This window comes from Neobacillus bataviensis (assembly GCF_019969725.1).
Window position 1 is genome coordinate 28188 of the sequence record NZ_JAHXYW010000010.1, and the last position, 15698, is coordinate 43885.

A 15698-nucleotide genomic window follows, 5' to 3' on the forward strand; every position below is an offset into this window, starting at 1 on the left:
ACTCCTTACTTATTAAAGGTAAAGCATCTTGCCGGATTTTCTACAAAGAATTTATGGATTAATTTTTCCCCGTCGAAGCCTTGACGGTTAGCATCATCAATAAAGCGAGGGACCCATTTGGCAATGATGTACTCGAGCCCTAGACCAAAATCATAATGCTTGTAATATGTCTTTCTAGCAGTATCACCACTAACAAGGATCTGATTTTCATAGCCTTTTTTGACAAGCTCTAAAATACAGTGAATTCTCGTGCTTTCCGGGGCGTATTTAATTTTAGCGATGCCGTCAAAACAAAGATAAGCACCTGTACGAGCAATCTGCTCATGATAGTAAGGGTCTGGATTCCGGTCCATATGACCGAAGCTCATAAATGAAAGGTCAACGCCTTCATATTTTAATAGCTCAATTTGCTCGAGACCCATCGTTCCTGCTTCCGTATGGGAATGAAGGGGAGCTTTTGTTTCATGGTGAGCACGTGCAACGGCTCTTAATGTTTTTTCCTCTAAAGGAGTGATTCGATTGTACCCTGTTCCAAATTTCACCTGGCCTGCTTTAAAGGGCGTACCTTCGAGGCCTTCTTCCACTTCTCGGACTACGATATCGGTTAATTCATTGATGCTTGCCGAATCAATCCATTCGGAATAAGTTCGGTAGTCTCCGATGATCGGTTTAAGCTCGTCTTTTATTTTCGCATCCCAAAGAAAGCTTTTATTGAAGCCAGCCGTTCCGACAATATGAATATCAAGCTCCTCAGAGATTTCTTTTACAGCCTTAACATCACGGCCATAATCGATGGCTGTTGCATCAACAATCGACTTTCCTCCGTATCTCTTAAAGTCGGCAACGTCTAGTTTTGATTTTTCCTTATCGTCTAACAACAAATCGTCCTCATTCCGTTCTTCCCAAAAAGCTGGACGACAAACAATATGTTCATGTGAATAGGTGAAGCCTAATTGTTCCGGTTTAATATCTCCTCGTAATGTACGAATAAAACTCATGTTCGTTCCTCCTTCAATTAAGCAATAAGTAAAGGGCAATGTTATTTGCCCTTTACTTAAAATTTGTATATAGATTAAAAGAATAGGTGGGCTAGGAATTTCACGATTGGTCCTAAGACAAACATATCACTATCTGCAGCCCACATCGCTGTATCTGGAATGGTATTGGAAATCAGCATTTTTACCATAATAAACTGCCCCCAAGCGACAACAGTGGAAGTGATGAAACCTCCAAGAATCGCTCCTCTTACACCACCCGTTGCGTTACCGAAGACACCAGCTGTCGCACCGTGGAAGAATAATACGATCATCGTTGGTACGAAAACATAGCTTACTGTGTTACCAAGAACAACGAGCCAGATCAGTGCACCGGCAAAAGCTCCAAGGAATCCTAGGATAACTGCATTTGGCGCGTATGGGAAAACAATCGGACAGTCTAATGCAGGCTTCGCACCAGGTACTAATCTTGTTGCAATCCCGTTAAAGGCAGGGACGATTTCACCAATGAACATTCTTACACCTAGCAGAACGATGGCGATACCGCCGGCAAAAGTAAACGATTGAACAATGGAATAGATAACGAAGTTTTGACCGCCAGCTTTTGCAATTAGTTCTTCGGCACCAGGAGTACCTTTTGTGGATAGAATAATGGCTCCCACTAAGAAAAGAATCCCCATTGTTAAGGCCGTAATCACGTTGGAATCTCTTAAGAATTCAAGACCCTTTGGCAGTTTAATTTTTTCAGAGTCGTTTTCTTTGTTACCAAGAACTTTACCCACAAGTGCACTAAGTAATGCAACAGATGCGGAGGTATGACCAAGGGCAATATTGTCATTGCCAGTAATTTTACGCATAAACGGTTGAACAACCGCTGGCTGGAATGTCCAGTATAAGCCCATGAAGATGGCTAGGAAGATAACAAGCTTACCAAAAGATACATCCCCAACCGCTTGGACGATTACTCCAGCAAAAATGGTTGTTGTCCAGAACATCATATGTCCAGTTAAATAGATAAATTTAAATTTAGTAAATCTGGCAAGTAATACGTTAATTAAAAATCCAAGTGTCATTGCAAGTGTAACGGCACTTCCATACTTGGCGTTAAAGCCTTCTTGTCCCATGAATTTTCCTAAGGAACTAGCTTTCAGATTAAATACTTCCTTCCACATTGGTTCGAAGATATTTAATGCTCCTACAATGACCCCAGCACCAGCGCCAATAATTAAGAAACCAATAATTGCTTTAAATGTTCCGCTGATAAGCTGGCTGGAGCTTTTCTTTTGCAGCAATAAGCCTAAAAAGACGATAAAACCAAGCAATATTGCAGGTGTACCAAACACGTTGGTGGCAAACCATTTAATCGCTTCCATTTAATTTCCCCCTTAGTTTCTCCTCGAAATTAGTTGATCTGGCCTTGCAGTGCAGCTTTGATCTCATTTAAATCAAAATAGTTGTTAACGATGATGACCTTTGCTGGGCTTCCAGCTAACGTTTGGGCCAGTTCATTGCTTGTAATCACGTAATCTGGCGACATGCTTGAAGCGGATGACACATCTGTATTTTCTACGTCTGCTGAAATTCCAAGATCTCTTAAAACGGTTTCCACATTCATTCTTAAAATTAAGCTAGTTCCTTGTCCTAATCCGCATACACATAAAATTTTCATTATTAATTCCCCCTGATAATGTTTTTGATTTCTTGATAGGATGTTACTTCTGTTAATTTTTGCAGGTTTTCCTGATTGCTTAATAGAGTCATAAGCTTTTGCAAAATTTTTAAATGTTCATCACTTGAAGAGGCTCCTAAACCGAAGACGAATTGCACAGGATCATTGGCTGCGTTTCCAAAAACAACTGGTTGTTTTAGTCTTACAAAGGAAACGGATGCCTCATGAACACCATCCTCGGGCCTTGCATGAGGAAGTGCAATTCTAGGGGCAAGCACAAAATATGGTCCGTTTTTATGATAGGATGCCACCATCGCATCGACATAGCCATCTGCTGCGGCACCACTGTTAACTAACAATTGTCCTGCTGCACGTATTGCTTCTTCAGGAGTGAAAGCTTCGGCGTCTAAAGCTACTAGATTTTCTTCTAAAAATTTCATGTTGAAGACCCTTTCTGCTACTTTTTACGTTTTATTTCTAATCATTCTGAGTAGACCTTGATATACTGGAATATCTCTTCAGAAGACTCAGCTTTGATGATTTCTTGTTTGGTTGATTCATTTGAAAGCATATTGGTTAATTGGGATAGTGCCTTTAAATGGGTATCTCCGTCGATCGCTGCCAGGACAATGATTAGCTGAACATCATGAGTTCCTTTTTCAGAAAAGGGGACGCTTTTAGTAAGCTTTAATAAGCTCATACCCAGCCTGTTCACACCATCCTCCGGTCTGGCGTGTGGAATCGCCACTTTCGGTGAAATCACAATGTAAGGACCCATTTTTCTAATGGTTTGAATCATCGCTTCAATGTAATTGTCCGTTATGGCCTGAACGTTCTTTAGAGGCTGGGATGCTACAAGAATTGCTTCTTGCCAATCCTTCACATCCTCGATTATTTGGATATTTTCCTTCTTTAGTAAATCCATTAAAAGAGGCTTTTCAGTTTCGATTGATACAGCTGCAGGTTTATAAAGATATTGTTTTAGTTCTTTCTGCAGGCTTTCCTCGTTATATACATCAGCGTACTTCTTGATAATATTCATAATTGCTTCCGCTGAGGTTGTATGTTTCGCAGGAGACTCCATTTGGGCGTTTACCTTTTTCAAGAGACTCTCTTTTTCCGCCTCCGTTAAGATGGGACTAACCACAAAAATCGGTTTTTCTTTTTCCTCTAAAGGAATGGTCGAAATGATAAAGTCAGTATCATATTGATTGTGCTTATAATCTCTTAAGGAAACACACCCGATGATATCAATCGTTGAAAAGAGGCCTTCTAATTGATTTTGTAATAGTCTCGACGTACCTACACCGTTTGGACAGACGATGAGTGCCTTTTTTCGGATGGCTGGTGTCGCCCCAGTCCTTTTCATCCAGCCGCCAAAATGCATGGCGATTAATGCTGTTTCATTGTCATTGACTTCTTTACCAACGACCTTCTCGAGATGAATGATGACTTTTTTTGTAAGCAGAAAGATATCTTGATATTTTTCCTTAATCGTTTCGGTCATGCCGCTCTCCAATTCAAGACCATATTTAACCCGGTAGAAGGCTGGTCTGATATGAAGTAATAAATTTTTCTCAATTTCTTTGCGATCTTTAAAAAACACACACGCATATTTTTGAAAATCACTTACCATATCGGCTACAACTTTATTTATAGTCAAGCTATTGCTGCTGCTATTGTCTTGGTTGATATCCTCTGAAACTTGAATACGTGAACCTAACAAATGTTTCGTGATATAAAAAATTTCATCTTCAGGGAATTCAATTTCAAACAAATCTGCAAGCTTTTGGCTGATATTTCTCGCAGCTTGATATTGAGTAGTGTCTTTTAAAACATCCTTTTCAATTGGGTCAATCAATACATTTTTACCTTGTGAAAGTCTCTTAGAAAACATCAGCAGCCGAAAGGCTAAACTATCAAGGAATTCATCGGTAAACTGAATATTTAATTCTTCTTCACTTTCTGCCACTATTTTTTGAACCGCTTTCAAATTTTCATAATCAAAAAGATCAAACTGGTCATCTTGGTTTAATATCGATGGAAGCTTGGCTAATATAGCCTGCCAGCCTTGGTCAGATAGCACATGTTGAAGATAATAGACGATCGCTTTTCGTTTATCGTCTTCCTTCCCCAGAATTACGTAGCCGAGCTTTCGTTCGAACTCTATCTTTAATTCAAATCGTTCAAGCTCTTCCTTTAGCCCTTTGATGTCATCAATTGTTGTATTGCGGCTGACACGAGTTTTTTCCATTAAATCCTCAAGGAATAATGGTGTATCACGTGTCATCAAATAAATGGCCAGCCAGGCTTTACGCTCCTTTGCGGAATACTCGTATTGCCAAGTCGTTAACATGCATAATCTTTCAGGTATTTGAGCCGCAGTCTCTTCATCTAGGTGAAATCCAGCGGATCTGACGTGATTAATGGGAGGAAAGCTATGCTCTTTTAACCACACATTTATTTTTTCAATATCGTAATAAATGGTTCTTCTTGAAATATGAAATTTTTCGGTCAGCTCTTTCACTGGAACATAGGCCTGTGATTTGACTAGGTGAGATAATATTGCGGTACTGCGTTGATCAAGCGTCATTGTAGCTACCTCCTTTGCACAGTTAGTTTGTGCAAAAGTGTACTTTGTTTACTCTTAGCAATTGCTTAACTAAAATATACTCTCATATTTTTATAATGTGGAGACCAAATGCCGACTAAATGTTTTGTGCAAAAGTAGACTGTTCTTTATTTACGTGCAATTTTTGCCGATAGTCCGGAACTTTTTATAGGGTGTATAACAAGTCCCCAACTGGAAAATATTAAGTAAAAAATCATTTTTTACAAAAAATAAATTCAGCCTTAAAATCGCTTTTTGTGTTAAGGGAGATTAAAAATGAATAAGGAAAAAATAAGTGGACTCCAACTTTTTTATTTGATGGCTGGATATGTGTTAGGGACGGCGATTATTTTAGGGTTAGGGCTGGATTCGAAGCAGGATGCCTGGATTTTTATCACCATCGGTATGTTAAGCAGTTTAATTTTAATGGCTGTTTACACGCAATTAGCCTCTTATTATCCAGGGGATTCCCTTGTTCAAATGCTTCCAAAGATTATCGGGAAGTATCTTTCTTATCCGGTCATTGTGTTATATATCTTTCACTTTACATACTCGGCGGCTAGAGCGGGAAGAGAATTAGGGGATCTGATCGTCACGACTATTCTTTCTGAAACTCCTATTATAGTAGTGATTGGAAGCTTTATGCTGCTCATAATTTATTGTTTGCGGGGCGGAGTTGAAACCCTTGGCCGTATGGCCGAAATCATATTTCCCGTTTATATTTTTTCCCTTATCCTGATTTGGGTTTTATTATTTAGCGTGGATCAATTTGATATAAAAAATCTTACCCCGATCCTTGGTAAGGGTGTTAAACCTTTATTGAAACAAGCCTTTCCTGTAGGAGTCAATTTTCCATTTGGAGAAACCATTGTTATCATGATGTTTTTTCCATTCTTAAGTAAGCAGCAGTATGCACGAAGGATTGGGATGTCCATCCTTTTGGTTGGAGGCATCCTCTTAACCATTAATTCGATTATGATGATTGCTGTCTTAGGGCCGGAAATTTACAGTCATGATATCTTTACTCTTCTTTCTGCTACGCAAATGGTTTCCGTAGCAGACTTTCTTGAACGCTTCGATGCCATGGTCATTTTAATGATGGTCGCCGGAGTGTTTTTTAAGGTAGGGGCGTTTCTTTTTGGAGCTGCAGTTGGAATTTCGCAATTATTTAAGTTAAAACAAACTCGTTCTGTTCTGCTAGGACTTGGGAGCCTTGTTCCCCCCTTATCGCTTATCACCGCATCGAGTTATGTTGAACATATAGAATTTGGTTTTAAGGTGTATGTACCGTATATTCATACTTTGTTGCAAATTATCATGCCAATTTTATTCCTTGGCATTGCTTTTATTCGAAAAAAAATGGGCCATATATAATTGCTTGTCTAATGAGGGTGGTGCCGATACTTGAGTCTGTTTCGCAAGACTACAAAATTAAGTTCTAAAAAACAAAAAAGTCAGCAAAATGAAAATCAAAATCAACCTGAATCGGTTTTATTATCAGGACATCTTCAGGATGACTTTCAACAGATTAAGCACCTGTTTAAAGCAGCGGGAGATTTCGTATATCGGGAGATTGAAATAACTCCCAAATATCCGGCCGTTATTTTATACCTGAACGGAATAATCAATGTTGAAAGAATGGAGTTACATGTGATCCAGCCATTGTTAAAGCATGAGGCAGGATTATTGCCGCCCTATCCAACCATCGATCACTTCAAAGCGCTGCTTAGTGCTGCTCGAGTCACCCAGGGGGAAACCTTTCAGGAAGCAGTTGATCATATTTTATCGGGGAGTACAGTTTTACTCATCAACGGCTTTCAAAAAGCCATTTTTATCAGCGAGCAGGCATGGGAACAGCGCTCGATTGAGGAGCCTGCATCGGAAGCTATTGTATTAGGGCCAAGAGAAGGGTTTACAGAGAATGTCACAACGAACATCAGTATGATTCGGAGACGTTTAAAAACACCCAATCTAAAATTTGAAATGATGAAGGTTGGTAAGCTGTCAAACACGGGAGTAGTTATTACATATCTTGAAGGAATCGCGGAGCCTTCTATACTAGAGGAAGTTCGGAGCAGAATCGAGCGGATTGAAATCGATGCAATTGAGGACAGCGGCTATATTCTGGAGTTTATTGAGGATCAACCCTTTTCCGTGTTTCCACAGATTTTGCAAACGGAACGGCCAGATCGGGTGGTCGGAAATCTTCTCGAGGGGAGAATTGCGATAATCGTGGACAATAGTCCTTTTGCCTTGATTGTACCGGTCACTTTTTTTCAAATGATGAATTCGCCGGAAGATTATTATGGAAGGTTTATCATGACCACCTTTATTCGATTCATCAGGTATTTGTTTTTAATCGTGGCATTATTATTTCCATCCATTTATATTGCTGTCACTACCTTTCATCACGAGCTATTGCCTACCAATCTTATATTCAGCGTTGCGGCCTCAAGGGAAAAGGTTCCCTTTCCGGCGGTAATAGAAGCCTTGTTAATGGAGATTACGTTTGAGGCATTGCGTGAGGCTGGTTTACGCTTGCCAAGACCAATTGGATCGACCGTTAGTATTGTTGGGGCATTGGTCGTCGGCCAAGCCGCGGTTGAGGCTGGAATCGTTTCGGCACCGTTGGTCATTGTGGTTGCGACGACAGGGATTGCTTCTTTTATGTTTCCTAGCTATCCCTTAACAGGTGCGATCCGGCTTCTTCGTTTCTTTATGATTTTTCTAGCTGCAACGCTAGGGTTTTACGGTATCTTCCTTGGCGTATTTTTTATCTTGGTTCATCTCGTGCAGCTTCGCTCTTTTGGTGTTCCCTATTTAGCGCCTCTAGCTCCCTTTCATTTTAATAACGTGAAAGATTTATTAATCCGCGTTCCATGGTGGATGATGAATGAGCGTCCACAGGAAACGGGAAAAACCAATTTGAAGAGGTTACGATACCGAAGACGTAAATACTAGGTTGTTTTTACAAGGACAGGATGGTTCGGATGAGAGTGATAAGAAAGCTTTCGCTATTGGTCATGTCAGTAATTTTGCTTACAGGCTGTTGGAACCGTGTTGAAATTAACGATATTGCCATTGTTACCGCTATTGGATTAGACCTTGTGGAAGGGGACGAGATTCGCTTATCCCTTCAAGTTGCCCTTCCATCCAAGCTGGGGCCGGCGGTAGGAGGAGGTACCAGCGGAAAAAGCACCATTGTCATTTCAGAGACGGGTAGAACCGTTTCCGAAGCATACCGCAATATTCAAGGAAAGCTGCCGAGACGAATCTTTTTTTCTCAAAGCAGGGTCCTATTGGTTGGTGAGGATTTGGCCAAAAAGGGGGTTACACATATTATCGATTTTCACACAAGGTATGCTGAACCCCGCATCAATAGTTTTATTATGTTTACAAAGGGCAGAGCCTCAGAAATTCTTAAAAGTATGCCGAGATTTGAAAGTGCTTCGGCCGAAGAAATGAAGGAACTGGCCAAGCAGGATCTTGGAATGAAAATTTATGTCAGGGACTTTCTCAATATGCTTTTAACAGATGGTCTAGAGCCATTTGCCCCTCAGTTTTCGTTAAAGCCCCTTGAAGTAAAGACAAAAGATAAATCAGGGAAAATTCAAGCTTTAAATGGCATCGCAGTCTTCAAAAAAGACAAGCTGGCAGGCTGGATGACTCCAGTGGAAACCCGCGGGCTTTTATGGATTCGCAATGAAATGAAAGCAGGGATTATAACTGTTGATGTACCTAAGGAAAAGGGGGGCGGATATGTTAGTATGGAAATCGTCAGAGCGGAAGCGAAATTGGTTCCTATCATAAAACATGGAACCCTCAGGATGACAGTTAAGATTACCTCAGAGTATAGTGTGATTGAGAATGACTCAAAGTTAAAGTTATTTGAAACGAAGATAATCGAGGATTTACAGGAAAAGGTAGAAAATGAAATTAAAGATCGATTACAGTTGGTCGTAAATAAGGCTCAAAACGATTTTCGCTCAGACATATTCGGATTTGGACAAACTGTTTACCGGAAATATCCTAAACAATGGAATACCCGGTATAAAAAGAATTGGGAACAGGAATTTGCTCAATTAGACGTATCTATTGACTCAAAAGCTTTTATAAGAAGAATCGGTCTAATTAAGTAATTTCCGGAAAAAGGAATGGAATATGTTTAAGATTTTAGTGATTATCCTCATTTATGTTATTGTTTTTGCCTGGGAAGCGCCGCGATTATTTCGAAAAAAAGAAGGGAAGGAATTAGCCGTTTTTTCATGTCTCGTGTTCATTGGATTGGTACTAAGTATCGCAGTGGTCATTTTATCTTTTGTTTAATAACTGATCACACGGTAAATGAAAGAGCGTTTCATTGCCCAACCAGCAAAAAAGCGGCCTTTCTCGTTCAATGAAATGTGACCCAATGGCAAAAATCAAAAAAGGGACGTTTTCAGCGTTCCCTTTTTATTTTTCCTTAGATAATAACCATCCGCCAAGGGCAATAAGAAGCAAAACGGACCAGAAAGTTGTATTCCAAAGGGAGCCCTCGATAAATCCATGCGGAATCATGTGAACAGATGGATGGGCAAGCGTATGTATCAATAACTTTATTCCGACCCAGCCGACTAGCAGCATTGCGGCCTTTTCCATACTCGGGCGTTTTGCCAGGACCTTGACGAAGAATCCGGCGGCAAACCGAATCACCAATAATCCTGCGATAGCTCCTAATACAATAACGATAAATTGGGCACCGTCCATCCCGCCAATTTCCCCTAGCGGCGTATCTGGCAAGTCAATGACAAGGGCGACTGCTGCTAAAATGGAATCTATCGCGAAGGCGATGTCGGCGAAGGCAATTTGCGCAACCGTCACTCGATAGCTTTTTCTTTTATTGACCTTTTTTTCATGGTCACTTTTAAGCAAGTGTTTTAATGCAATAAAAATTAAATAGGCAGCGCCGACCGCTTGAATTTGCCACACGTCGAAAAGATACGAAATGATAAAGATGGCTGCAATCCTGAAGATAAACGCGAATAACAACCCAAGGTTAATTGCCTTTCTTTGCTGTTTAACAGGTAAATGCCGCGCCATGATCGCTAACACCAATGCATTATCGGTTGAGAGTAATCCCTCTAAAACTATCAAAATAATTAAAATCCAGCCATACTCTAAAAATAACGATACCTCCATAAATTCCTCCCCCAATCGCTTGTACATATATATTCAGGGGAGGAAGGAGATATTATTTTTTAAGAGTTTAAGATTATTTAATGAAAAGATCAAAGGCAAGTGAAACCAGCCAGCCAAGAGCAAGAGCCACTGTCAGATATGTACCTAGACCAAGTAAAATCTCCGCCATGATTCCTCCTCTTTTTACATTAAAATTTTAATCTCTTCCCTATAAAACAAAGCCATTATAACAAGAAATTATGAGGAAATTGTCGAATTAACAAAAATTCACCGAATTGTAAAAAAACTTTCATCTCACTTTAATAAAAGAAACAACATTATCCAATTTTGTAGAATCCAACCTTCGAATAACCGCAATTGTAGAATAAGGCTTAAATTTTGTAGAATACTCACTCAAATTTGAAGGATGTTACTTGGTAATAGGGGAAAGTAGGACCTTTTTTCCAATTACCTTGTGCTTATTTTCCTGTTTTATAAAAACTAGGTAAAACTTAACTGGACAGGCAAATTAATGTTTCATAGACTACTAAGTAAAAAACGGATAGCCTTGATTCTTAGTAAAACAAATCAGTGGAAACGAGGGGGAAGGATCATGTTGGAATTTGCTGCAAATATGGACCAATTGGCCACGATTAAAGTTGTAGGTGTTGGCGGCGGGGGGAACAATGCCGTGAACCGGATGATTGAGGACGGAGTGGAAGGTGTAGAATTTATTGCAGTGAATACGGATGCCCAAGCGATCAATCAATCTCAAGCAGAAATTAAGATGCAAATTGGTTCATCGTTAACTAGGGGTTTAGGAGCAGGCGCTAATCCGGAAATAGGAAAATTGGCGATAGAAGAAAGCAAAAAGCAGATAGAAGAAGTGTTAGCAGGAGCTGACATGGTTTTCGTAACAGCTGGAATGGGCGGCGGTACTGGGACAGGTGCAGCACCGGCCATTGCGAAAATTGCCCGAAAGCTTGGTGCCCTTACCATTGGAGTGGTCACGCGTCCGTTCAAATTTGAAGGCAAGAAACGGGCAATGAACGCGGAAAGTGGAATTGACGCCATGAGGGAAGCAGTAGATACCTTAATTATAATTCCAAACGATCGTTTATTAGAGATTGTCGATCGAAATACCCCCATGATTGAGGCTTTCCGCGAAGCGGATGCCGTCCTCCGCCAAGGTGTTCAAGGGATTTCCGATTTAATTGCTGTGCCTGGTTTAATCAACCTTGATTTTGCTGATGTGAAAACGGTCATGTCCCATAAAGGGACTGCCTTAATGGGAATTGGGATTGCTACTGGAAGCAATCGCGCCGCTGAGGCTGCCCAGAAGGCCTTAAACAGCCCGATCCTTGAAACCTCTATTAATGGAGCCCAGGGCGTAATCATGAACATCACTGGCGGTCGAAATCTTAGTCTTTTTGAAGTCCAGGAGGCAGCTGAAATCGTTGCTGCTGCTTCTCATGAGGAATTAAATATGATTTTTGGTTCGGTCATTAACGAGAATTTAAAGGATGAAATCATTGTCACGATTATTGCCACTGGATTCAATGAGGAAGTAGAGGCAGTAGTACAACCATCTTCCCAGCCGCCTATCATTGAAAGGCCTAATCCTTATGAAAGGGAACCACGTACGCTACATAATCGGCTAAACCATGCCGAACGTGATCAGGGTTATGGAAGGGAACCACGTACGCAACATAATCGGGTAAACCATATCGAACCTGATCAGGATTATGGCCGACATTTAGATACACAAGAAGAATCGCTGGATGTTCCTACGTTTTTGCGACAGAGAAAAAGACGATCTAGATAAAAATCCTATCTATTTTCCACCTCGCTATGGAACTTTTTTCTAAGATAATCGTATTTTAGGAAAAGAACTGGGGGGGAAGACAGGTGAAAGATAAAGCACTTTATTTTAAAGATAATTTTTTTTCATCCGAAAGGACGGAAATTTTTAATAGTTCAAAAGAAATGGAATGCAAGCGCAGCTTCAAACTCAGGCGGCGGAAATTAAGATAATCAAAAAAGGCAACTGCATGGGCAGTTGTCTTTTTCGTTAAATCGATTAAATGGTGTCGTCGAGTGAAGGCATTGATTCAGACATGGATAATGGTGGACTGGTTAAGCTTGGAGGATCAGCATGAATATGCAAGTTCTCTACTTCAACAAAATCGGAATGTCTAAAAAACATAGTTGGTTCGTGCATGTTATCGGATGAACGGAAACCTACAACTGTAACCTCCACTTTTTCAGCATCCTCATCAACATCCCCTTTTACTGTAACGCGCAGAATATAGTTTGGTGCATAGCCGAATAAAAATATAACTCTAGTACTATTATGAGGAACAAGGAAATTTCTTGTTGGAGGAAGTTGTTGTTCCGGACCACTCGAACTTGTAGCGAAATCAATTATCATATCAATGGTAAAATCCTTTGTTGTTGGATTTTTAAATTGGATCTGGGTAATGTTTGGAAAAGAACCCGCAGGATCTCCTGATATTTTCGCCGGGACTTTAAATGGTCCAGTAGTAATCGCTTCTTTTTTGTGCCCCAAGTTTTCACCTACTTTTTTCATACCCAATAAGATATGTACATAGATCTAAAATGGTGTGGACAAGTTAGGTGCTTTTCACCTCCAAATTTTTCTTGTTTCACGAATTCGCCGAGTGGTCAGGGCTATCCGCCAATTGGACGAGACAATCCATTTCCAAACTAAAGTGATACTTGTAAATATATGGGAAGCATTTGGATAAAATATTATCTTATTAAAAATAATAAAATGTCGAGTAAATACCTAAAAATGAGGATTTTTAATGAAAATACTTTTAATAGCCATTTTTTCGTTCGGAATTTTCAGCAGTGCTTGCTCGGAGGAGTCTATAAGACCGGCTGCTGCCTCCCATTCCGAGGAAATCCAAATACATCAAAAAATCAGAGAGTATTTGGTTTCCAACCATGTTAGTGGCAGTATTGCCGTTGCAAAAAACGGTAGCACGTTGTTTTCTGAGGGGACAGGGTATTCAGATATTTCGAAACGGACGTTAAATCGTCCGACCACTACTTATCCTATTGGTTCGATTACGAAAACCATGGTTGCTGTTTGTATACTTCAGCTTCAAGAAAAAGGATTGTTGAGGATACATGACTCGGTATCCAAATATGTCCCGACCCTTCCGAAAAATGTGAAGATCGCACATTTGTTAAATCATACCTCTGGAATCAAGGGGCCCATTTGGCACACAGGGATCAAAAACCCTAAGGACATTATTAAGAAGGCCGTGGTTAAATTTCCGGCTGGGACAAAATGGGAGTATAACGATATCAACTATATTGTCCTAGGTTATATTGTCGAACAGGTAACAGGCGGCACTCTGCATGATTATATTGAAAAAAATATTTTTCATAAGGCCTCCATGGTAAATGCGGGTTTTATTAACTCTGGGACATTTTCTTCAAAGGGTTATTTCAAAGTGGCAGGGCAGTTTTTACAATCAAGTAAACTGAATCCATCTTTGCTTTTTGGCTGCGGTGATATTTATGCAACGGCAAAGGATCTCTATCTGTTTGATGAAGCCTTAATGACAGGGAAGCTCCTAACCAAGCAAAGTGTAAAGAAAATGGTCACACCAGGGCCAAAATCGAGTTATGGTCTCGGTGTTTACCATAAAGACGACCGCATTTACAGCAGAGGCGTTGTCGGGGGCTGGGAGTCGCTCCATGTGTATTACAAGGATAAAACCTCCATCGTCGTCCTTCTAAATGTTCGGGATAAACAGAGGGATATCAAGAAGCTTTCGGCTGACATTTATCGCATTGTGAAGGAAGAATTTTAATAGGAATTATATTCCCCTATACCCATATTCGACTATTTATAGCAAATATGGACAGAAAATGAAGGATCTCGTCGAATTATACATATATATGGGGGATTTACTTCATTTTATAAAAAGAACGCAGTATTTTTGTGGGGGAGAAAGAGAATTGACTATTACAACTAAAGAAATGTTTACTGGTGGGGAATTAACGTTAAGCAGGAAGATAACGCATGGGAAAAGCAAGCGTTCCCAAAGTGTACCTGTTTTCACTTCAAGGATGGAAAAACGCGAATATTATAACGAGCATTTTTTTCATATTCGTCATGTATTAGATATTAAAGGAATTTTAAGTGATATTCGTGATCATTGGGATACCTATGTTTCACAGGTTCACCAATGGATTCAAAAGAGTTCTCTAAAAAAACTGGTCGTGACGGGTATTTTTACTATTGTACTTGGTTTTTTAGGAACGAGTGCCAATGCCGCCTTCATTCAGGAATATACGTATCAGGTTAAAAACGGTGACAGTATTGAAGCGATCGCTGCGGAACATGGGGTGACAGCACAAGAAATACTAGAGGCCAATGGGCTGACTGTGATTGACGGTAAAAAAATTCTTTTACCCAAAGTGGAAAACAGAATGGTTAACGCGACAGCCCTTAATGTGCGGTCAAACCCGAGCACGGATAGCAGTATTCTTGGTACATATAAAAAAGGGGAAATTGTGAAGGTTTCATTCGTAGAAAACGGATGGGCAGGCATTCTGATAAAAGGACGAGTTTGTTTTGTGAAGGCTGATTATCTTTCATCCGTCCCGAGCCAAACGGCTGACACAGCTGAATCACAGACCATGTATGTAACGGCAGATTCGTTAAGAGTGAGAGCGGCGGCTTCCACGACTAGTGCGGTTGTAGGCTCGTTAAAATTAAATGATTCTGTAATGGTGAAATCGATGGTGAATGGCTGGGCTCAAGTTAGTTTTCATGGCCAAACGGGGTTTGTTAGTGCAGCCTATTTAACGAAAAAGGAACAGGTAACAGCCAACGCGTCTGAATATGTGATCAAGAGCGGTGATACTTTCACGAAAATCGCGAAAGCTTTAGGTGTTCCTGTTTCATCCATTCAAGAGCTGAATCCAGCGGTGGATCCATCCAAGCTGAGGGTTGGACAAAAAATTAAAGTTCCGGTTGCTGCTGAAGCTGACACCTATCGCATTCAAGTAAAAGCTTATATTAGCGGGGTAGACCCGCATGGAACGTTTCGTTTTATCACGGCTGATGGGAAAACGAATTGCGCAAAAGCCTCAGGCAATATGATCAATGAATTATTTAACCGTCAAGGGGGACATGCAACACTGACTCTTGAGGGAAAAAGGGGTCAAACCATGACCCTGGTCGATTTACAATAAATTCTAGTACGGGCCTCCATGTGAGGCT

General features: G+C 40.4%; 14 protein-coding genes. 7 read left to right on the forward strand and 7 right to left on the reverse strand.

Annotated features, from left to right (window positions below):
• Positions 1 to 5 precede the first annotated feature (5 nt).
• The 5 genes from LC455_RS21740 to LC455_RS21760 form a co-directional block, all read right to left on the reverse strand.
• Positions 6 to 998 (reverse strand): phosphotriesterase family protein, encoded by a 993-nt coding sequence (locus LC455_RS21740; protein WP_223593897.1) that lies wholly within the window; start codon positions 996 to 998, stop codon positions 6 to 8.
• A 74-nt stretch (positions 999 to 1072) separates the two neighbouring features.
• Entirely contained in the window at positions 1073 to 2368 is a 1296-nt protein-coding gene (locus LC455_RS21745) for a PTS ascorbate transporter subunit IIC (RefSeq protein ID WP_223593899.1), read from the reverse strand.
• A gap of 29 nt (positions 2369 to 2397) precedes the next feature.
• A complete protein-coding gene (locus LC455_RS21750) occupies positions 2398 to 2664 on the reverse strand; it encodes a PTS sugar transporter subunit IIB (protein WP_223593901.1) in 267 nt (88 codons plus the stop codon).
• Between the two features lie 2 nt (positions 2665 to 2666).
• Positions 2667 to 3104 carry a PTS sugar transporter subunit IIA gene (locus LC455_RS21755; protein WP_223593903.1) on the reverse strand — a complete coding sequence of 146 codons (438 nt, stop codon included), beginning with the start codon at positions 3102 to 3104 and terminating at the stop codon, positions 2667 to 2669.
• Between the two features lie 41 nt (positions 3105 to 3145).
• Complete coding sequence (locus LC455_RS21760) at positions 3146 to 5257, reverse strand: BglG family transcription antiterminator (RefSeq protein WP_223593905.1); 2112 nt, start codon at positions 5255 to 5257, stop codon at positions 3146 to 3148.
• Between the two features lie 294 nt (positions 5258 to 5551).
• Here LC455_RS21760 and LC455_RS21765 point away from each other — a divergent pair, with 294 nt between their 5' ends.
• The 4 genes from LC455_RS21765 to LC455_RS21780 are packed head-to-tail and all read left to right on the forward strand — an operon-like array spanning position 5552 to position 9601.
• Positions 5552 to 6649, forward strand: coding sequence for a GerAB/ArcD/ProY family transporter (locus tag LC455_RS21765; RefSeq protein WP_223593906.1), 1098 nt, complete (start codon positions 5552 to 5554; stop codon positions 6647 to 6649).
• Positions 6650 to 6679: 30 nt separating this feature from the next.
• Positions 6680 to 8236 (forward strand): spore germination protein, encoded by a 1557-nt coding sequence (locus LC455_RS21770; RefSeq protein ID WP_223593907.1) that lies wholly within the window; start codon positions 6680 to 6682, stop codon positions 8234 to 8236.
• 29 nt (positions 8237 to 8265) lie between these two features.
• On the forward strand, positions 8266 to 9414 hold the full coding sequence (locus LC455_RS21775; protein ID WP_223593908.1) for a Ger(x)C family spore germination protein: 1149 nt from the start codon (positions 8266 to 8268) through the stop codon (positions 9412 to 9414).
• 22 nt (positions 9415 to 9436) lie between these two features.
• The gene (locus LC455_RS21780) at positions 9437 to 9601 is read left to right on the forward strand and encodes a hypothetical protein (RefSeq protein ID WP_223593909.1); all 165 of its coding nucleotides are present in this window, start codon (positions 9437 to 9439) and stop codon (positions 9599 to 9601) included.
• 126 nt (positions 9602 to 9727) lie between these two features.
• Here the strand turns inward: LC455_RS21780 and LC455_RS21785 are convergent, their stop codons facing one another.
• Positions 9728 to 10453 (reverse strand): TerC family protein, encoded by a 726-nt coding sequence (locus LC455_RS21785; protein WP_223593910.1) that lies wholly within the window; start codon positions 10451 to 10453, stop codon positions 9728 to 9730.
• 592 nt (positions 10454 to 11045) lie between these two features.
• Here LC455_RS21785 and ftsZ point away from each other — a divergent pair.
• Positions 11046 to 12257, forward strand: coding sequence for a cell division protein FtsZ (gene ftsZ / locus LC455_RS21790; RefSeq protein ID WP_223593911.1), 1212 nt, complete (start codon positions 11046 to 11048; stop codon positions 12255 to 12257).
• Positions 12258 to 12512: 255 nt separating this feature from the next.
• Here ftsZ and LC455_RS21795 read toward each other — a convergent pair whose 3' ends face one another.
• Positions 12513 to 13001, reverse strand: a complete 489-nt coding sequence (locus LC455_RS21795) for a hypothetical protein (protein WP_223593912.1) — start codon at positions 12999 to 13001, stop codon at positions 12513 to 12515.
• Between the two features lie 259 nt (positions 13002 to 13260).
• Here LC455_RS21795 and LC455_RS21800 point away from each other — a divergent pair, with 259 nt between their 5' ends.
• Positions 13261 to 14280, forward strand: coding sequence for a serine hydrolase domain-containing protein (locus tag LC455_RS21800; RefSeq protein WP_223593914.1), 1020 nt, complete (start codon positions 13261 to 13263; stop codon positions 14278 to 14280).
• A gap of 148 nt (positions 14281 to 14428) precedes the next feature.
• Positions 14429 to 15670: an SH3 domain-containing protein gene (locus LC455_RS21805; RefSeq protein WP_223593916.1), complete on the forward strand. Its 1242-nt coding sequence runs from the start codon at positions 14429 to 14431 to the stop codon at positions 15668 to 15670.
• The last annotated feature ends 28 nt before the right edge of the window (positions 15671 to 15698 follow it).

Bases quoted from the DNA above. Each gene is read 5' to 3' on its own strand.
- LC455_RS21740 (WP_223593897.1), bottom strand. From the start codon at position 998: ATGAGTTTTATTCGTACATTACGAGGAGATATTAAACCGGAACAATTA.
- LC455_RS21745 (WP_223593899.1), bottom strand. From the start codon at position 2,368: ATGGAAGCGATTAAATGGTTTGCCACCAACGTGTTTGGTACACCTGCA.
- LC455_RS21750 (WP_223593901.1), bottom strand. From the start codon at position 2,664: ATGAAAATTTTATGTGTATGCGGATTAGGACAAGGAACTAGCTTAATT.
- LC455_RS21755 (WP_223593903.1), bottom strand. From the start codon at position 3,104: ATGAAATTTTTAGAAGAAAATCTAGTAGCTTTAGACGCCGAAGCTTTC.
- LC455_RS21760 (WP_223593905.1), bottom strand. From the start codon at position 5,257: ATGACGCTTGATCAACGCAGTACCGCAATATTATCTCACCTAGTCAAA.
- LC455_RS21765 (WP_223593906.1), top strand. From the start codon at position 5,552: ATGAATAAGGAAAAAATAAGTGGACTCCAACTTTTTTATTTGATGGCT.
- LC455_RS21775 (WP_223593908.1), top strand. From the start codon at position 8,266: ATGAGAGTGATAAGAAAGCTTTCGCTATTGGTCATGTCAGTAATTTTG.
- LC455_RS21780 (WP_223593909.1), top strand. From the start codon at position 9,437: ATGTTTAAGATTTTAGTGATTATCCTCATTTATGTTATTGTTTTTGCC.
- LC455_RS21785 (WP_223593910.1), bottom strand. From the start codon at position 10,453: ATGGAGGTATCGTTATTTTTAGAGTATGGCTGGATTTTAATTATTTTG.
- ftsZ (WP_223593911.1), top strand. From the start codon at position 11,046: ATGTTGGAATTTGCTGCAAATATGGACCAATTGGCCACGATTAAAGTT.
- LC455_RS21800 (WP_223593914.1), top strand. From the start codon at position 13,261: ATGAAAATACTTTTAATAGCCATTTTTTCGTTCGGAATTTTCAGCAGT.